Origin of the sequence: Natranaerobius thermophilus JW/NM-WN-LF (assembly GCF_000020005.1) — a bacterium.
Taxonomy (GTDB): domain Bacteria; phylum Bacillota; class Natranaerobiia; order Natranaerobiales; family Natranaerobiaceae; genus Natranaerobius; species Natranaerobius thermophilus.
Window position 1 is genome coordinate 1,422,714 of record NC_010718.1, and the last position, 19,357, is coordinate 1,442,070.

Annotated in this window: 19 protein-coding genes; 17 read left to right on the plus strand and 2 right to left on the minus strand. The window is 36.6% G+C overall.

What is annotated here, in order from left to right:
* Positions 1-2 precede the first annotated feature (2 nt).
* Positions 3-1,253 (minus strand): sporulation integral membrane protein YlbJ, encoded by a 1,251-nt coding sequence (ylbJ, locus tag NTHER_RS06835; protein ID WP_012447808.1) that lies wholly within the window; start codon positions 1,251-1,253, stop codon positions 3-5.
* A gap of 73 nt (positions 1,254-1,326) precedes the next feature.
* On the opposite strand from ylbJ, the gene NTHER_RS06840 reads away from it, so the two are divergent.
* Together NTHER_RS06840 and NTHER_RS06845 are read left to right on the plus strand one after the other, a co-directional pair.
* A complete protein-coding gene (locus tag NTHER_RS06840; RefSeq protein ID WP_414628119.1) occupies positions 1,327-2,106 on the plus strand; it encodes a patatin-like phospholipase family protein in 780 nt (259 codons plus the stop codon).
* 3 nt (positions 2,107-2,109) lie between these two features.
* A complete protein-coding gene (locus tag NTHER_RS06845) occupies positions 2,110-3,108 on the plus strand; it encodes a YlbL family protein (RefSeq protein ID WP_012447810.1) in 999 nt (332 codons plus the stop codon).
* 7 nt (positions 3,109-3,115) lie between these two features.
* Here the strand turns inward: NTHER_RS06845 and NTHER_RS06850 are convergent, their stop codons facing one another.
* Positions 3,116-4,303: a nucleotidyltransferase gene (locus NTHER_RS06850; RefSeq protein ID WP_012447811.1), complete on the minus strand. Its 1,188-nt coding sequence runs from the start codon at positions 4,301-4,303 to the stop codon at positions 3,116-3,118.
* Positions 4,304-4,453: 150 nt separating this feature from the next.
* On the opposite strand from NTHER_RS06850, the gene NTHER_RS15210 reads away from it, so the two are divergent.
* The 15 genes from NTHER_RS15210 to ffh all read left to right on the plus strand — a co-directional run bounded on the left by NTHER_RS15210 (position 4,454) and on the right by ffh (position 19,324).
* The gene (locus NTHER_RS15210) at positions 4,454-5,005 is read left to right on the plus strand and encodes a YceD family protein (RefSeq protein WP_012447812.1); all 552 of its coding nucleotides are present in this window, start codon (positions 4,454-4,456) and stop codon (positions 5,003-5,005) included.
* Between the two features lie 25 nt (positions 5,006-5,030).
* Positions 5,031-5,204 (plus strand): 50S ribosomal protein L32, encoded by a 174-nt coding sequence (gene rpmF, locus NTHER_RS06860; protein WP_012447813.1) that lies wholly within the window; start codon positions 5,031-5,033, stop codon positions 5,202-5,204.
* Positions 5,205-5,432: 228 nt separating this feature from the next.
* Positions 5,433-6,455, plus strand: a complete 1,023-nt coding sequence (gene plsX, locus NTHER_RS06865; RefSeq protein ID WP_041367556.1) for a phosphate acyltransferase PlsX — start codon at positions 5,433-5,435, stop codon at positions 6,453-6,455.
* Positions 6,448-7,437: a beta-ketoacyl-ACP synthase III gene (locus NTHER_RS06870; RefSeq protein ID WP_012447815.1), complete on the plus strand. Its 990-nt coding sequence runs from the start codon at positions 6,448-6,450 to the stop codon at positions 7,435-7,437. The genes plsX and NTHER_RS06870 overlap by 8 nt, the downstream gene beginning before the upstream one ends.
* 20 nt (positions 7,438-7,457) lie before the next feature.
* Positions 7,458-8,408, plus strand: a complete 951-nt coding sequence (fabK, locus tag NTHER_RS06875) for an enoyl-[acyl-carrier-protein] reductase FabK (protein ID WP_012447816.1) — start codon at positions 7,458-7,460, stop codon at positions 8,406-8,408.
* Between the two features lie 10 nt (positions 8,409-8,418).
* Entirely contained in the window at positions 8,419-9,369 is a 951-nt protein-coding gene (gene fabD, locus NTHER_RS06880) for an ACP S-malonyltransferase (protein ID WP_012447817.1), read from the plus strand.
* On the plus strand, positions 9,366-10,097 hold the full coding sequence (gene fabG, locus NTHER_RS06885) for a 3-oxoacyl-[acyl-carrier-protein] reductase (protein ID WP_012447818.1): 732 nt from the start codon (positions 9,366-9,368) through the stop codon (positions 10,095-10,097). Before fabD ends, fabG begins: the two co-directional genes overlap by 4 nt.
* Positions 10,098-10,175: 78 nt before the next feature.
* Entirely contained in the window at positions 10,176-10,406 is a 231-nt protein-coding gene (gene acpP, locus NTHER_RS06890) for an acyl carrier protein (RefSeq protein ID WP_012447819.1), read from the plus strand.
* A 106-nt stretch (positions 10,407-10,512) separates the two neighbouring features.
* Positions 10,513-11,757, plus strand: coding sequence for a beta-ketoacyl-ACP synthase II (fabF, locus tag NTHER_RS06895; RefSeq protein ID WP_202943891.1), 1,245 nt, complete (start codon positions 10,513-10,515; stop codon positions 11,755-11,757).
* A 22-nt stretch (positions 11,758-11,779) separates the two neighbouring features.
* Positions 11,780-12,472 (plus strand): ribonuclease III, encoded by a 693-nt coding sequence (rnc, locus tag NTHER_RS06900; RefSeq protein WP_012447821.1) that lies wholly within the window; start codon positions 11,780-11,782, stop codon positions 12,470-12,472.
* Positions 12,473-12,626: 154 nt separating this feature from the next.
* A complete protein-coding gene (locus tag NTHER_RS06905; protein WP_012447822.1) occupies positions 12,627-12,887 on the plus strand; it encodes a stage V sporulation protein S in 261 nt (86 codons plus the stop codon).
* 97 nt (positions 12,888-12,984) lie between these two features.
* Positions 12,985-16,560 (plus strand): chromosome segregation protein SMC, encoded by a 3,576-nt coding sequence (smc, locus tag NTHER_RS06910; protein ID WP_012447823.1) that lies wholly within the window; start codon positions 12,985-12,987, stop codon positions 16,558-16,560.
* A gap of 31 nt (positions 16,561-16,591) precedes the next feature.
* Positions 16,592-17,524, plus strand: coding sequence for a signal recognition particle-docking protein FtsY (gene ftsY / locus NTHER_RS06915; RefSeq protein ID WP_012447824.1), 933 nt, complete (start codon positions 16,592-16,594; stop codon positions 17,522-17,524).
* 109 nt (positions 17,525-17,633) lie between these two features.
* Complete coding sequence (gene ylxM, locus NTHER_RS06920; protein WP_012447825.1) at positions 17,634-17,981, plus strand: YlxM family DNA-binding protein; 348 nt, start codon at positions 17,634-17,636, stop codon at positions 17,979-17,981.
* Positions 17,981-19,324 carry a signal recognition particle protein gene (gene ffh / locus NTHER_RS06925; RefSeq protein ID WP_012447826.1) on the plus strand — a complete coding sequence of 448 codons (1,344 nt, stop codon included), beginning with the start codon at positions 17,981-17,983 and terminating at the stop codon, positions 19,322-19,324. The genes ylxM and ffh overlap by 1 nt, the downstream gene beginning before the upstream one ends.
* Positions 19,325-19,357: the final 33 nt, after the last annotated feature.

Below are 19,357 nucleotides of genomic sequence, written 5' to 3' on the forward strand. Positions count from 1 at the left end.
AATTATTTACGGTTTTTAAACAGGACTAATACTTTTTTGCTAATCCCTAGAGTATATAATAACATTAGTAAAATTGTGAACAATATTAGGATAATAAATACACTTAGGGACCAAGTGACTCCTAAACCCCAAGTATAAATTAATTCTGTCCCTGTTTTGGAAATTGCCGTTACTGTATGAGAAAGACTGATATCAGCGAAAATATAATTTACAACTGGTATTGTATAAATTGCTGCTAACAATCCGTGTACCACTCTAGCACATATAAAAGGAATAATGTTAATATCTGTATCACTGGTTATACTTGCAACTTGTGCATGGACTGATAAACCACTCCAAGCGATGATTGCTCCCACAGCCATTAACTTTTGTACTAAAGGAATTTCAGCAGGCAAATTGCCGGCGATTTCGGAGCCAAGAGAAATTTCGAAAAAACCACTAATAATTGCTGGAATTAAATCGGGCTCTAGCCCCACAGATACAAAAATTGGTGCCAAAATTGCTGTTATCAAATCAACTACTCCTACAACTGTTAAAATTCTTATAATTACTGAAAAAAGTATAATAAAGCCTCCGATAAGTAATAAATTGTTGACCGAGTTTTTTATTGCATCCCCTAATAATTTACCCATGGTGCGTCCGTCCCGGTCTTTTGCATCGAACATAGCTTTAAATGCTCTAATAACTATATGTTCTTGGCTTTTTGGTTCTTTTGTTATATCAGAACTATTTTTTTTGTAAAATCGCATTAATAAACCCACAGTAAAACTAGACATATAATGGGCTGCAGCTATCATTAAACCTAATTGGGCATTGTGAAACATTCCTACTGCTACAGCCCCGAACATAAAAAGTGGATCAGCAGTATTGGTAAAGCACAATAATCTTTCCGCCTCAGTTTTAGTAAGCATACTGTCCCTTCTAAGCTTGGATGTTAGAATGGACCCAATGGGAAATCCAGAAGCCAAACCTACTGCCATAACAAAAGAACCGGCTCCAGGCACATTAAATATTGGCCTCATTAATGGTTCTAACATAACTCCCATGAAGTGGACAACGCCGAGACCCATTAAAATTTCTGCCCCGATAAAAAAAGGTAGTAAAGCCGGAAAAACTACTTCCCACCAAATATTAAGGCCATCAACTGCCGCGTCAAAAGCCCTATCAGGAAAAAGTATTAAAGAAATGGTTAGAAATGCTGCACTACATGATAGGAATAGATGAAATAATTTCCCTCCTTTAATGTTATCCATAATCAATTCCTCCTTAAAACCGGGTACATTATCATTTATATTGGTAAAAAAGGGGAATATACTTAGATTAGAGGTGGTTATTTTGACTAAAAAAATAGGTTTAGCTTTGAGCGCCGGCTCAGCCCGGGGCTTGGCTCATATAGGTGTTTTAAAAACATTAATTGACAATAATATTCCAATTGATTGCATTGCAGGAACCAGTATGGGTAGTATGGTAGGAGGTTTGTATGCTGCAGGGATACCAATTGATATTATCGAGGGCTTATCTTTAAATTTAACACAAAAAAAATGGGTGGATATAGGTGTGCCTAGAAAGGGATTTATTCGAGGTGATAAAGTTTTACAAATTCTGCGCATGTTAACTAAAGACAGCGCTATTGAAAATACCAAAATTCCCTTTGGTTGTGTGGCGACTGAATTAAACACTGGAGAACGAATTGTTTACAAACAAGGGAATTTAGCGGAAGCTATCAGGGCAAGTATTTCTATTCCGGGAGTTTTTACTCCATACGAATACGAAGGAAAAACTCTAGTAGATGGGGCATTAGTAGACCGACTACCTGTAAGTTTGTGTCGCGCTTTAGGAGCCGATTGTGTAATTTCAGTAGATGTGAGTACCCACGTGTCTAATGCTAGTATTACTAATATATTTGATGTGATAGTCCAATCAATGAATATAATGCAAGCTGAAATGTTAAAAGAAAGAAGAGAAGATAGCGATATTCTGATTAGGCCTGATGTACAAAGTATTACACCCAATCAATTCCAAAAGGCAGAAGAAGCTATTGAAGCAGGCAAAGAAGCATGTCAGGAAGTTTTACCAGCTTTAAAACAAGTAGTCGAGGAGTGTTAAAAAATGACTAACTCTAAATCACTCATTGCAAGAATTTTACAAACCTTTGCTGTAGTTGCCGTCCTAATATTATTACTAAGTCAGGTGACGCCAGATTATTATCTGGTACAACCAGGTACACCTTTAGAGTTGAGTGAGGTTATTGAAATAGACAATGATAGCCAAAAATTTGGCAATTTGTTTTTGACAACAGTGAATCAATCTCGCACCAGTGGAGTATCATTTTTGTATGGATTACTTAATCCCAATGCTGAATTACATGAAATAGAAGAAGTGATACCTCCGGAAATGGATGTGGAAGAGTATCGAGAGATGATGCAGCAACGCATGACGGACAGTCAAAACATAGCAAAAACAGTTGCTCTAGAAAATTTGGGTCATGAAATAGAATTTACTGGAGAAGGTATAAAGGTATTAGAGCTAGCAGAGGATAGTCCTGCAGAAAACATTTTAAAAAAAGATGATATTATCACTAAAGTCAACGGAGAACCCATATATTTAGCCGAAGAATTAGTCGGTTATATAGAAAATCATCCTATTGGTGAAACTGTAGAATTGACAATTGAACGAAATAACCAAGAGGAGCTAAAAACTGTAGAAACGAAAGCTCATCCTGATAATCCGGATAATTCATACTTGGGCGTTTTTATAAAAACTGTCAAATGGGAACCTATACTACCAGTTGATATAAATTTTGAAACAGGAGGTATTGGTGGTCCTTCAGCAGGTTTGATGTTTGTTTTAGAAATCATGAATCAGTTAACTGAAGAAGACTTAAGTCAAGGGCGAGTAATTGCAGGTACAGGGGCGATAGATTTAGATGGTTCCGTTAATGCGGTAGGAGGAGTAAGACATAAAGTTCGAGCTGCAGAAGCCCAAGGCGCTACTTACTTCCTGGTTCCCGAAAACAATTATGAAGAAGCTCAACAAGGGGCCGAAGATATCAAAGTTGTCAAAGTAACAAATATTGAAGAAGTTCAAGATTTTTTGGAATCACTTTAATGTAAATTTAGTCAGGATGTACAATAGGAGGCCTTATATATTCTTCTCGACCGTCTTTTTGTTTTAATAAATTATAAAAGGCTGATGCCTTCACTTCCCAGTGAAAGCATTGGCGGCAATAATGTGACAAAGACCTCAAGTCACGGGCTGGACGGGTTAAAATTGGTAAAGAAGCTCTGTCAGATATTGTTTTTAATGCCTGTCTGCCTCGTTGATTCATACCTAAAACTCTTAAGTATGGAGGACCTGTGGTATTGAAATGGTTAAGTAGTGATTTGTCAATTTCCATGAGGGCATGCAACATCAGTCTGTTTAAACGAGTTCTTGTATAGCGCTTGGTTTTTAATTTGGATATAAACTCTTCTAATGTGCACGAATCAAGGGAAGCATTATAAATGCGGTTTTCTAAGCCCTGTTCCCACTCCATTAGTTGTTCAATAGTTTCCTTATTCGTTATCCTAAATTTATAAAGTATATGCTGTTCAAGCATTTTGAAAAATATCCAATCTGTTTTATTTTGAGATAGTAAATTCCAAGTTTGATCAGGTACAGTGTGTTTAATTAGAGATAAATCGCCATTTTTGGCTGCCTGTCTAATAGCTGTAGCGCTGCTAAATTTGCCGGATATTTCACTTTTGTGGTAAGGGCTTCCCTGTCTTTGGACTGTTATACAGCTGATATCACTAGACAGTAGATCGTGACTTTTTAGATATTCGATTCCAAGTATATCATTGGAAGCTAGCTCATTTAAATTTAAAGCCTTAGCCAATGCTTCAGAAAAATTAAATCCTTGGTCTAAGTAGTTATGCAAAGTTTGTCGAAAGTGCTCAGATTCTTCTAAAGACAACTTGGCTGCTCTTTGTAGTAATGTTAGATCTCCAGTTTCACTTCCAAAAGATTGGTAGCTGATAACCCCGGAATCCTTTAACAAAGCAACTGCTCCTTGGGCAAATTCTCGGGCACTTTGAGTAGCCCATAAAAAAGGCAGTTCGACTACTAAGTCAACTCCTTGATTCAAGGCCATTTCAGCCCTTGTCCATTTATCAATAATAGCTGGCTCTCCTCGTTGCACCCAATTGCCGCTCATAACAGCCATGACAAAATCAGGGCGAATTTGCTCTAAACTATTAGTAATATGATATAAATGTCCGTTGTGAAATGGATTGTATTCAGCAATGATACCAAGCCCTTGCATATTTAAAGAACCCCCTGTTAGATAATTTGAGTTATGTAATAATTGTTTCTCGGCGGGAATTGTGTTATCCTTCCTATACATACCATTCTTGACAAAAAAAGAGGAGTTAATTATAATATAACCTGTTTAAGGAGCATAGGAGGACAGCTTATGAAGGTATTATTAAATGCTTTAAAAAGTGCACCTGAAGGAACTAAGAAGTATCAAAGGGAGGTACATCCACCTCAAGATTTAAAAAACAGTGTACAACCCGCTAAAGTTGATTTTACGGCGACTTATACGGGAAACGGAATTTTAATTACGGGACAACTTGAAACAACATACGACACCAACTGTGATCGCTGTTTAAAGCCAGCAAAAAAAGAGATATCCATTAATTTTCAAGAAGAGTTTCGCCAGATGGAAAGCAGTCAATTAGATCAGGATGAAGAAGACCAAGAGGAAGAAGATGATGAGAAAGAAGTTGTCTTAGACAGTGAAGATCTAAATGTGGATTATTTTAGTGGAAATGAATTAGATCTAACAGACTTATTCAGACAGATGTTAATTTTAGCGATTCCTCCAAAAGTTGTATGTCAAGAAGACTGTCCTGGTTTATGTCCACATTGCGGAGTGGATTTGTCATCAAAAAAATGTCAGTGTAAAGGGATGGACATTGACCCTCGGATGGCTAAACTGCAAGAGTTAAAAAAAGATTTATAGTAACTAATCAAGGAGGTGTGAATTAATGGCAGTACCAAAGAAAAGGACTTCAAAAACTCGAACAAATCGTAGAAGAGCTCAAAAGAAAGCGAGAGCACCACAGTTTGTTGAGTGCCCTCAATGTAGAGAAAAGAAATTACCGCACAGAATTTGTCAAAGTTGTGGGCATTACAAAGGTGAAGAAATTATAGAAGTATAATTAGTATTGCAAGCACCTACAGGCCTCATATTATGTTGCCGGTAGGTGCTTTTTTCTTGCAATTCAATTGGTGATATATTATACTGTTTTTGAAATTAACTGGTAGTTAACTTATAGTTAATTAGAATTTAAAATCCTTAATTTCTAATAGTATATCACCTTAGATTCTATACATTATTGATATAAATTAGTTCCAACAGGATTTTTATAATAAGGGGGAAAACTATGATTAGAGTAGCTTTAGATGCTATGGGTGGAGATCATGCCCCAAAAGCGCCTGTGAAAGGTGCTTTGTTAGCTGTACAAGAGTTACAAGAAATTTCGATTTCTCTTGTCGGTCAAAAAGAATTAATTGAACAAGAACTTTCTCGAATAAAAAGCGAAGATTTTGATGATGATAACATACATATAGTTGATGCACGGGAAATAATATCAGGTGAAGACAATCCAACTCAAGCAATTAGAGAAAAAAAAGACTCCTCCTTAGTAAAGGCCATGAACTTATTAAAAGATAATCAAGTAGAAGCTGTAGTTAGTGCTGGAAATACCGGGGCGTTTATGGCTGGAGGGTTGCTCAAACTCGGAAGACTAGCAAATATCAAAAGGCCTGCTTTAGCACCTGTTTTTCCAGCTTTTGATGGAAATGGGACTGTTGTATTAGACGTTGGTGCTACTATGGATCCTAAACCAGAACACTTAAAAGATTTTGCAATTATGGGAAGTGTTTATGCAGAAAAAGTACTTGGTCGTGAACGACCACGGGTGGGACTAATAAATGTAGGTGAAGAAGCAGGTAAAGGTAATCAACTTACTAAGGAAAGCTATAGTTTATTAGAGACTGCTCCTATTAACTTTTGTGGTAATGTGGAAGCCAGGGAATTGTTATCAGGTGATTTTGATGTGGTTGTATGTGAAGGTTTTATGGGAAATGTACTTCTCAAATTTATGGAAGGCATAGGAAAAGGACTTTTTGGGACAATGAAAGACGAATTTACTGCGGATTTTAAGAGTAAACTTGGAGCTTGGATGTTAAAACCTCGTATGAAGTCTCTTAAAAGTAGATTTGATTACAATGAGTATGGAGGAGCACCTTTTCTAGGAGTGAACGGAATTCTTGTGAAAAGTCACGGTTCCTCCAATGAAACCGCCATTAAAAATGCTATTGTGCGCCAAGTATATCATTTTGTCAATAACGAAGTTTTGACGGCTTTTTCACAGGAAATAGAGAAAGGGGTAGAAACTGATGAGTAATGCGAAAATACTGGCCACAGGAAAAAGTGTACCTGATTCAATTTTCACCAATGAAGATTTGGAGAAGATGGTGGAAACCAGTGATAGTTGGATCACATCAAGAACAGGCATCAAGGAACGTAGGATTGCAGATGAAAACACAGCTACGTCTCATTTGTCAGTACAAGCGGCCGAAATAGCTTTGAACAAATCTGGAATTGAACCAGCCGATTTGGATATGATCATTGTAGCTACGGTTACTCCTGACATGGCTTTCCCTTCTACGGCTTGCCTTGTTCAAGATAAATTAGGAGCTGATCAAGCATGTGCATTTGACTTGGAAGCTGCCTGTACAGGCTTTTTGTATGGATTGCGGATAGCCAGTCAGTTTATAGCTACTGATACCCATAAATATATCTTGGTTATAGGATCAGAAACCCTGTCCAAAATTGTTGATTGGGAAGATAGAAACACCTGCGTTCTTTTTGGTGATGGAGCCGGCGCAGCAGTACTTGGCCCTGTAGAGAATGGTGAAGAAGACAAAGGTTTGATCTCTTTTGATTTAGGTGCTGATGGCTCCAAGGGGGAATTATTGCAGCAACCTGCAGGAGGTTCCTTAAAGCCGGCTACATTAGAAACAGTTAGTAGTAAAGAGCATTTTATCAAAATGAATGGAAATGAAGTCTTTAAATTTGCTGTGAAAGTTATTGGTGATACAACGGAAAAGGCTTTGAAAAAAATTGACAAAACAACTGAAGATATTGATTTATTTATTCCTCATCAGGCAAATCAGAGAATTATTGATTCCGCTACTAATCGTCTTGGTATAAGTAAGGAGAAAACTTTTGTTAATCTACAAAATTATGGAAATATGTCAGCAGCTTCGATTCCGGTTGCTTTAGATGAAGCTATTGAAGAAAATTTAATAAAGGAAGATGACTTGGTTGCCTTAGTAGGTTTTGGTGGAGGTTTGACCTGGGGCTCTTGTCTCATTAAATGGTAGTAGAAAATGGAGGGTTTATCATGAATACTAAACAATTATTACAATTACTTGATATTGATTATCCTATAATTCAAGGTGGGATGGCTTGGGTTGCCACAGGTGAATTGGCTGCTGCTGTATCTGAAGCCGGTGGCCTAGGAATGATTGGAGCGGGTAATGCACCTGTAGATGTAGTAGAAAAAGAAATAAACAAGGTCAAAGCTAAAACAGATAATCCCTTTGGAGTTAATATTATGTTACTTTCCCCCTTTGTTGATGAGATTGTGGATTTAGTTATTCAAAAACAAGTTCCCGTAGTGACTACTGGAGCAGGAAACCCTGGAAAATATATGGACAAATTTAAAGAGGCAGGTATTAAAGTAATTCCCGTAGTCCCATCAGTTGCTTTAGCCAAAAGAATGGAAAGACAAAAAGTCGATGCTGTAATTGCCGAAGGTACTGAAGCAGGTGGTCACATAGGTGAATTAACTACCATGGCCTTGGTGCCACAAATTGTAAATTCTATAAACTTACCGGTAATTGCGGCAGGAGGTATTGGCGATGGCCGTGGATTAGTTGCAGCTTTAGCTTTAGGAGCTTCAGGAGTGCAAATGGGAACCAGATTTGTTATGTGTCATGAGTGCACTGCTCATGATAATTATAAACAAGCTATCAAGAAAGCAAAAGATAGGGATACCTTGGTTACAGCTCGTTCCACGGGACATCCTGTACGTACTATTAAAAATAAGTTAACCAAAAAGTTTACTAAAATGGAACAACAGGGAGTTCCCAAAGAGAAAATTGAAGAATTAGGTGCAGGTATGCTGTCAAAAGCTGTTAATGAAGGTGATGTTGAGGAAGGCTCAGTTATGGCAGGACAAATTTCTGGTTTGGTAAGCCAGGAACAGAGTGCCAGGGAGATTATCGAAGAAGTTATGACTGAAGCTAAAAATTTAGTGGACAGTTTTGATTCAAAGAATTTGGAAAGGTGAGGTGAAATGTATGAAAAAACTAGGCTTTTTGTTTCCGGGCCAAGGTGCTCAATACGTAGGAATGGGAAAATTTCTATATGATAATTACCAACCAGCCCAAAAAATCTTCGAAACAGCAGGTGAAGTTCTGGGTTTTGATATAAAGGACAAGATTTTTAACGGAACAAAAGAAGATTTACGTAAAACAGAATTAACACAACCAGCTATTTTGACAACTTCAGTCGCTTCTGCTACGGTATTACAGGAACAAGGTTTGGCACCGCAAGGTGCTGCAGGGCTTAGTTTGGGAGAGTACAGTTCACTGGTGATAGCAGGATCCATCAAATTTGAAGATGCTCTTGTTATTGTTCAAAGAAGAGGACAATATATGCAAGAAGCCGTCCCTGAAGGTAAAGGCAAAATGGTATCTGTTTTAGGTTTAGAAGATAAACAGGTTGAAAAAGCTTGTGAAATGGTGAGAACAGAAACTGATAAATATGTGGTTCCTGCTAATTATAACAGTCCTAAGCAGATTGTCATCTCCGGAGAGGCCGAGGGTGTTGAATTGGCCAAAGAGAAATGTCATGAACTAGGTGCAAAAAGAACTAAAGAAGTTTCCGTAAGTGCGCCTTTTCATTGTGAATTACTTGAGCCAGCTGCAGCTAAACTAAAGGTAGAACTGGATCAAATTGAAATTAAAGAACCAGAAATTGATGTAATATCAAATGTGACTGGAGAACCTTTTCAAACGGCTCAAGAAGTCCGTGAAAATTTAATTAGACAGGTGAAATCCCCAGTGTTATTACATCAGTCGTTTACTAAAATGATTAACATGGGATATGATGGTTTTATCGATGTAGGTCCAGGTAACACTATGACGAAGCTTTTAAGTAAAGTTGACCGTAAGGTTTATCAGACTTCAGTTGATAAAGGAAATAATTTACAAGAATTGTTATCTAATAAGGAGGACCTGCTTAAATGAGTAAAATTGCTGTTATTACTGGCGGTTCTAGGGGTATAGGTAGAAGTGTTACACTAAACTTAGCAAAAGCTGGGTATGATGTTTTAATTAATTATTCTTCTAACTCCAGTGCTTGCCAAGAAGTTAAAAAGGAAGTTGAAGCTATTGGACAACGGGCCGAATGTTATCAGGCCGCTGTAGAGAATTATCAAGATGTTGAAGCAATGGGTAATTATGCTATGGAAAAATACGGAAATATAAATGTATTGGTCAATAATGCAGGGATTACTCAAGATAAACTTTTTCTGAGAATGAAAGAACAAGATTTTGAAAAAGTGATTGATGTGAATCTTAAAGGTGTTTATAATTGTAGTAAAGTGTTTTCAAAACCTATGATCAAAAATAGATCAGGTACAATAATTAATATGGCATCTATTGCTGGGATCATAGGAAATGCAGGCCAAGCAAATTATTCAGCCAGTAAAGCTGGTGTCATAGGTTTAACGAAAACTTTAGCACGTGAATTAGCACCAAGGGGAGTTAGAGTTAATGCTGTCGCTCCTGGCTTTATAGATACAGAGATGACTGAGAACCTATCGGAACAAGTAAAAGAGGAGTTATTAAATCAAATACCTATGAAGAGATATGGTTGCCCTGAAGAAGTGGCTGAAACTGTACTATTTTTAACTGAACAGGCTACATATTTGACTGGACAAGTGATTAATGTAGATGGTGGTATGGTGATGTGATTTTAAAACCCTAGTTTATTACAAATATTAACTAATACATTATTATAGTACCTAGCACTAAAGAGGGGAGGTGACAATGTGGCTACCTTTGATAAAGTGAAAGACATTGTTGTGGATCAGCTGGGAGTAGATGAAGATCAAGTGACTATGGAAGCTAATTTCACTGAAGACTTAGAAGCTGATTCTTTAGACATTGTGGAATTAATTATGGCTATGGAAGAAGAGTTTGACATGGAAATCTCAGATGAGGAAGCTGAGAAAATGAGCACTGTTGGTGATGTTGTTAATTATATTGAACAGAATCAGTAATATGAGAAAGTCCCTATAGGGACTTTCTCTAAATTATAGATTTTAGGTAAACAAGCAATAAGTTGTTTTAGCAAGCTATCAAACCTATCTTTACTGAAAGTGGGTGATTAATTTGAACAGGGTTGTTGTGACTGGCTTGGGAGTTATCAGTCCTAACGGTTTAGGTAAAGAACAGTTTTGGAATGCACTACAAAATGGGAGCAGCGGAGTAGATGAAATCACATCTTTTGATACCGAAGAATTTTCAACAAAAATAGCTGGTGAAGTATTAGACTTTGAAGCCACAGACTTTTTTAGTAAAAAAGAAGCGAGGAGAATGGATAGGTTTGTTCAATTTGCGTCAGCTGCTAGTCAGATGGCTGTCGATGATGCAGCTCTTGAAATAACTGATGAATTGAAAAATTCAGTAGGAGTTTCTATAGGCTCAGGAATAGGTGGACTACAAACCTTAGAAGAAAGTCATAAAAAGCTAATGGAAAAAGGGCCTAAAAGAGTAAGCCCCTTATTTATTCCCATGATGATTGCTAATATGGCTTCGGGTAAGGTGTCAATAGATTTGGGTGCAAAAGGACCAAATTTGACTTTAGTAACTGCTTGTGCTACTGCTGCTCATGCTATCGGTGAATCGCTCAGAATACTTCAAAGGGGTGAATGTGATGTGATGATCACCGGAGGATCTGAAGCGACTGTCACACCTTTAGCTATTGCAGGATTTGGTTCTATGAAGGCATTATCAACGCGAAATGACGATCCCCAAAAAGCAAGTCGGCCCTTTGATAAAAATAGGGACGGATTTGTAATGGGAGAAGGAGCTGGAGTTTTAGTTCTGGAAACTCTAGATCATGCAATCAAAAGAAATGCACCTATCTATGCGGAAGTAGCAGGATTTGGCATGACAGGTGATGCTTATCATATGACTGCTCCTTGTCCAGATTCCACTGGAGCCATTGCTTGTATGGAAGAAGCCATTCAGGATGCTGGTATTTCAAAAACTGAAATTCAGTATATAAATGCTCACGGCACTTCCACCGAGTATAATGACAGATTAGAAACTTTAGCCATCAAAGAAGTTTTCCAAGAACATGCCGAAAATTTACTGGTAAGTTCAACCAAATCCATGACAGGCCACTTATTGGGGGCAGCAGGAGGGGTTGAAAGTGTAGCTACATTACTTTCAATGACAAATAATTATGTTCATCCGACTATAAATTTAGAAACTCATGACCCTAAATGTGACCTGGATTACGTACCCAATGAGGGACGCCATGCGGAACTAGATACTACTTTAGTGAATAATTTTGGCTTTGGTGGGACAAATGCTAGCTTAATTTTTAAAAGCTTGAAGGATTAACTATTTAAGTGAGGGATGTAAAATGGGTAAGGAATGCCGCGATATTGTTGAACTAAAAGAAAAGTTAGGTATTTATGTGGATGATAAGTTACTACTACAAGCAGTGACTCATACTTCCTATGCCCATGAACAAAAAGATGTTGTTGATCACAATGAAAGGCTTGAGTTTTTAGGAGATGCTGTTTTAGAACTGGCAATCAGCGAAACATTATATAAAAAATACCCTGAGCTACCTGAGGGTGAGCTTACCAAATTAAGAGCAGAGTTAGTGTGCGAATTATCTTTAGTTAAAATTGCAGAAAAATTAGATCTGGGAAAATATTTAAGGTTAGGCAAAGGCGAGGATAGTACTGGAGGAAGAGACCGGCGTTCTACCCTGGCAGATACAGTTGAAGCTTTAATTGGAGCTGTTTACTTACAAACAAATTACGATCAAACGAAACAACTGATTCTTGACTTATTTAAAGATCAATTAAGTCATATTGATAATCAACGGATTGGTGATTATAAAACTATGATACAAGAATTAGTACAGGATAGATATGGTGATCCACCTAAATATCAAATTGTTAAAGAATCGGGTCCAGATCATGACAAGAGTTTTGTTGCTGAAGTCCAAATTAACAATGAAGTCGTGGGTAGAGGCAGTGGTAAAAGCAAAAAAGAGGCAGAACAGAATGCGGCTCATTTTGCTTTTCAAAAATTAAGTAAATAAATTAATTTTAACCAAGTGGCAGGAATTTGCTATGAACATATAGTATATTATAAAGTAAGCTAAAACAATTCAATTAAAGTTTTGGTGCATTTCAAAGTTAAGAAGAAGTTAAATTACAAAAAACAATTCAAGTAAAGGGGGAAGCTTTAAAACAATGGAAGTACTAAAAGTTTCTGCTCAATCAGAACCAAAGGCTGTTGCAGGTGCACTGTCGGCTGTAGTGAGAGAACATGGCGCTGCTGAGATTCAGTCAGTAGGAGCAGGTGCCGTTAATCAGGCAGTAAAAGCGATTGCTATTGCGAGAGGGTTTGTATCTCCTAATGGGATTGATTTGGTATGTATCCCGGCTTTTACTGAAATTGAGATTGATGGTGAAGAAAGAACAGCCATTAAATTTTATCTTGAATCTCGCTAAAATTGAGATTCAAAGCAATTGAAACTTGTTATTACAGTACCTGCTTGTGCAAACAAGCAGGTATTTTGTTGCGTGGAGTCTAGAGGAGCGTGGTATTTTGTTAAAAAAACTAGAATTAGTCGGTTTTAAGTCCTTTCCTGAAAAAACAACATTTGAGCTCTCTGATGGTATCACAGCCGTAGTTGGGCCTAACGGTTGTGGTAAAAGTAATATCAGTGATGCAATTCGATGGGTACTGGGAGAACATCGAACAAAACCTCTTCGTGGTGAAAAAATGGAAGATTTCATTTTTTCCGGTACTCAAAATAAAAAAGCTATGAATATGGCAGAAGTTACGCTAACTCTTGATAATTCTCAAGGGCATTTGGGACTTGATTACGATGAAGTGACAATTAAGAGAAAATACTACAGAAGTGGAGACAGTGAATATTTTTTAAATAAAACACCTTGTCGATTAAAAGATATTCAGGAAACTTTCATGGATACTGGTTTGGGAAAAGATACATATTCAATTATTAGCCAAGGAGAGATTGACAAAATATTATCAGCTTCCCCTTATGAGAGGAGATATCTCTTTGAGGAAGCCTCAGGTATTTTAAAACATAAGACGCGAAAGCAAGAAGCACTTAAGCGGCTGAATGATACTGAGCACAATCTTTCCAGGGTTTCCGATGTTATCGAGGAATTAAATCAACAATTACCCCCTCTAAAACAACAAGCTGAAAGAGCTAGCAAGTATAAAGAACTTAAAGATAAAATGATGAAATTGGAAGTAAACCTTTTAGCTCATAGAATAGATGAAAAGAGAGCTAAATGGTATGAATTAGATGAAACTTATAAGCAGATAGAAAATAACAAGGAAGAAATATCTTCTCAGCTTAGAACTATTGAAAGTGAACTAGAAACCATTAAAACCCAGTTAGTTGACTTGGAGAAAGAGATGGAGAAGCAGCAACAGCAAAATGTAGAAGTAGTAAGTGAGATAGAACAAAAACAGGGACAAGATAAAATTTTATCTGAGCGTAAGGAAAATTTGGAAAAAGAACAAGTCCGTCTTGAATCCGAACAGGCAAATATTGAAAAAGAAATTGAGAAGTTAACAACTTCCTTGACAGACCTTGATAATAAATATGAATCTCTGAAGAAAGAAAAACATCAAGTGGAAGAAGATTTGCATAACATAAAAAACCGTCTTGATAAAATGTCCCAAGAAAATAATGAACTGGAAAATGCGAAAGCATCTTTAATAGAAGTGATTAGTCATCGTCAAAGAAAAGAAACTGAATATGATAACTATTATAAGGAACAAACACGTCTTAAAAAGGAATTAGATGAGCTAAAAACTGAAGTAAAAAAATTACAGTCTAGACAAGAAGAACTTGACAATAAAATTAAACAAATAAAAGAGCAGCAAATAACAAAACAAAGTCGTCTGGATGAATTAGTAACTAAAATAACCTCTGAAAAACAAAGAATTGATGGGTTAGAGTCTGAAAAACAACAATTAACAGATCGTATAAATGACCTTAATCAAAGACTCCAAGGTTATAAATCCAGGTATGAAGCTTTAAAGGAGTTCTATAATTCAGATAGTTTTTCCAGGGGAGTTAGAGAAGTTTTAAAACTAAAAGAAAATAACCCCCAGTCTTGGAGTGGAGTAATAGGAACTGTTTCACAGCTCATATCTGTGGAAAAACATTATTTAAAAGCTATTGAAACTGCTTTAGGACAAGCTCAACAGAATATAGTTACAGCTAATGATGCCGAAGCTAAAAAAGTATTAGAACATTTAAAGAAATACAAACTCGGTAGAGCTACTTGCCTGCCCTTAGATAATTTACAACCCAGATACTTAAATCAAAAACAACGTCAAATAATCAGAGAATGTGAGATTACTGGTATAGCCTCACAGTTGATCACTATATCTGAAAAATACAGAGTAGTTGCCGAGCATCTGTTAGGCCGAGTTATTGTTGTACCCAATATGGATACTGGTTTAGAGTTAGCCAAAAAACTCAAGTTTAGTCTTAAACTAGTTACACTAGACGGCGAATTGATTTTACCAGGAGGAGCTATGGTAGGGGGAAGTAACAAAAAGTCGTCCTCTTCTTTGCAACAGCAACTATCCAATGACGATAATAAAACTAAATTACAAAATCAGATCTCAACTACCCAAAAAGAACTTCAAAAATTACAGGAAGATCAAAAACAGATAGAAGAACAGCTTCAGAATAAAAGAAGCAATATTGACAAGTTGATGTCTGAACGACATCAATTAGATTTGGAATTAGGTGAGTTGAGAAAAGATCAAGAGAATTTTGCAACTGAAAAAGCCAAAATACTAGAAGACATAGAAGTCTATCAGCTTAAACAACAGACAAAACAACAGGAACTTTCGGATTTAGACAGTAATATTGAAGAAACGGAATCAAAATTACAGGAACTCGATCAAACTAGAAGTAAACTCGAACAGGATATTAAAGAACTTGAAACCGAATTTAAACAAACTAGTGATGAATACAAAAAGCTCAATGAACAGAAATTAACCTTTGAAGTTAATGTTGGGAAATTAGATGAAAGGTTAAAAAATATCAGTGAAGACAGACAGGAAACTTATGAAAAAACGAGATATTATCGGGAAGAAAAGTTACCTCAAATAAAGGAAGAGCTGAAAGAGTTATCAGAAAAGATAAATGATACTATCAACGAGAAAAAAGACAATCATACCAAAATTGAAGAACTTAGGACAAAGCAGCGGGAATTATCCAATACCTTGGACAATCTGAAACAAGAACGAGAAAATACGAGAGAAACTCTAAGTGAAAAAGAAACTCGTCAAAAAGAGTTAGCCAAACAAGAGAAAGAAATAGACCAACAGAGCTCTCAATTGAAGATGAAAAAGAGCAGAATTGAAACAGAACTATCAAATATACTAGAACGCCTTGATGAACAGTATGATATGGAACCTCAGGAAGCTTTAAATCATAAAGAAGCCATTGATGATTTTAAAAAATACGAATATCAGATTAAAAACATCCAATCAGAGATAAATCAATTGGGTGAAGTCAATTTGGGCGCTATAGAAGAATACAACAGGTTACAAGAAAGGATGGACTTCCTAAAAGATCAACAAAAGGATTTGAGATCCGCTCAGAAATCATTAAACAAATTATTATCAGAAATTGATTCTACGATGAAAAATAGTTTTTCAGAGACAGTCACTAAGATTAATCAGACATTTAAAAGAGTTTTCACAGAAATATACGGTGGAGGTTCGGCTCATTTAGAATACACTGATGAAAGCGATCTGTTAAACACAGGTATAGAGATAATTGCCAAGCCACCTGGTAAAAAGAAACAAAATTTATCTTTATTATCCGGAGGTGAACGGGCATTAACTGTCATTGCCTTACTTTTCTCCGTTCACGAGATTAAACCCACACCATTTTGCATTTTAGATGAAATAGATGCTTCTTTAGATGAATCTAACTTAGAAATACTGACCAGATTTATGAAAAGTTATGCCCAAAATACACAATTTATTGTGATAACTCATCGGAAAAAGACTATGTTAGCTGCTAATAGATTTTATGGTATTACCATGGCTGAACCCGGCATCAGTCAACTTATTTCAGTTAAACTAGAAGATGATGATATAATAGAAACCGCTTAGATTGGAAAATAAGAAAGGAGTGCAGTTAAAAATGGGGATATTTTCAAAAATCAAGGACGGTCTAACAAAGACTAGACGTGGATTCGTGTCCCAGATAGAAAAGTTGTTAACAGGTAAAAAGATTGATGAAGAGTTCTTTGAAGAGCTAGAAGATATTTTAATAAGTGCTGATGTAGGAGTGGATACCACTTTAAAAATTGTAGAAAACTTGCGTCAAAGGATAAAGGAAGAAAAAATAAAGGATTCGGAAACTGTTAATCAAGTTTTAAAAGATGAAATGAAGGATATGCTTATGCAAAAAGATAAGTCACTAACTCCCCAAGAAGGGACCCCTAAAGTAAGTTTAGTTGTAGGTGTGAATGGTGTTGGGAAAACAACTTCCATTGGAAAGCTGGCATATAAACACAAACAAGAAGGTAAAAAAGTGGTTTTAGCGGCCGGGGACACTTTTAGAGCCGCTGCAATAGACCAACTACAAATATGGGGTGACCGAGTTGGAGTTGATGTGATTAAACATCAGGAGGGTGCGGACCCTGCTGCAGTAGTGTATGATGCTATTCAGGCTGGAAGAGCCCGCAATGCTGATCATCTAATATGTGATACGGCAGGTCGTTTGCATAATAAGAAAAATCTTATGGAAGAATTAAAGAAGGTATCAAGAATAATTGAAAGAGAAATCGGAACTCCTCCACATGATGTTTACATGGTATTAGATGCAACTACTGGCCAAAATGCCCTGAGTCAAGCCAAGCTATTTTCAGAGGTAACTCCCGTATCCGGTATTATTCTTACTAAATTAGATGGTACTGCAAAAGGTGGTATTGTGCTAGCACTAGCTAATGAAATGGAGATACCAATTAAATATATTGGGGTTGGTGAGGGAATGGAAGATTTACAAGATTTTGATCCAGACCAATTTATCGATGCTCTGTTTGCTAATTCGGGAGAAAATAATGAAGAGTAAAGACTCCTTGCTTGACAGGGGAGTCTTTTTTTTGTAGAATATTTTTGTAAAGTGATTTGCCTTTACAGTGATTTTGTAAGATTAAACTTTGCAGGTGGGGTATTCTAAAATGCTAGAAAAAACAAATAAATTGATTATGCTCTTTGATTTTTATGGAGAATTATTAACCCCTAGACAAAAGGAAATATTCAAGTTATATTATTATGAGGATTTTTCTCTGGGAGAGATCTCCGAACTGGAAGGTATTAGTCGGCAGGCTGTATATGACTTATTACAACGTTGTGAGGAATTACTACAGGATTACGAATCCAGATTGGGTTTTGTTGACAGATTTACCTTTCAAAGGAAATCCTTGAAAAAGATAAAAGAAATTTTGACAAGGGAAACTCACCTAGATAATAACACTAGAGAAAAGTGCCTTAAATTGTTGGATGAATTATTAAGGAGTGAGGCTTAATGCTTCAAAGACTATCAGAAAAATTACAGGATACCTTTGGCAAACTGACAGGAAAAGGTAAAGTCAACGAAAAAGACGTTAAAGAAGCCATGAGAGAAGTTCGTCTGGCCCTTCTAGAAGCCGACGTTAACTATAAAGTAGTTAAAGAGTTTGTCAATAATGTTAAAGAAAGAGCTGTTGGGGAAGAAGTATTAGAAAGTTTAACTCCGGGTCAACAAGTGATCAAAATTGTCCGGGATGAATTAACACAATTAATGGGTGGAGAAGTTAGCGAAGTAAACTTTTCTGATCAACCTCCAACTGTTATTATGCTTTCTGGTTTGCAAGGTACTGGAAAAACCACGGCATCTGCTAAGCTGGCTAAAAAATTTAAAAAAGATGGCAAAAATCCATTGATGGTTGCCTGTGATACCCAACGTCCAGCTGCAATTAAACAGTTACAAGTTTTAGGAGAACAAACTGATATCCCTGTTTTCAGTATGGGAGATAAACAGCACCCAGCTGATATAGCTAAAGGTGCTGTGGAACATGCTAAAAAAAATCAGATGGATGTTGTTATTTTAGATACAGCTGGTAGATTGCATATTGATGAAGATCTAATGACAGAGTTGCGTGAGGTTGAGAGCAGTGTCGAGCCTCATGAAATCTTACTAGTTGTAGATGCTATGACAGGTCAGGATGCAGTCAATGTTGCCGAAAGATTTGATCAGGATTTAGATTTATCTGGAATAGTAATGACTAAGCTTGATGGAGATACCAGGGGCGGAGCAGCGCTCTCAGTCAAAAAAGTCACTGGAAAACCAATTAAATTTATTGGTACAGGGGAAAAAGTTGATGAATTAGAAGTTTTCCATCCTGATCGATTGGCTTCTAGAATTCTGGGCATGGGAGATGTAATGTCTCTGATAGAAAAAGCTGAAACTAGTATGGACCAGAAAAAAGCCCAAGAACTGGAAAAGAAAATTAAAAGCCAGTCTTTTACCTTCGAAGATTTTTTAGAGCAGCTACAACAATTGAAGAGCATGGGTCCTTTGGACCAAATTATGGATATGATGCCTGGTATGGCAGGTAACAAAAAGATGAAAAATTTCTCTGTAGATGAACAAGAACTAGTTAAAATTGAAGCTATTATTCAATCAATGACTCAAGAAGAACGTGTTAAACCTGAAGTAATTAATAGCAGTAGAAAAAAACGTATAGCCAAAGGAAGTGGAACCAGAGTCCAAGATGTCAACAAACTTCTGAAGCAATTTGAGCAAATGAAGAAAATGATGAAACAAATGGGTAAAATGGGTAAAAAGAAAATGCCGGGAAAAATGGGGAACAATCTTCCCTTTATGTAATAATTTAATGGAATTTAGAAATCCATCTAATCA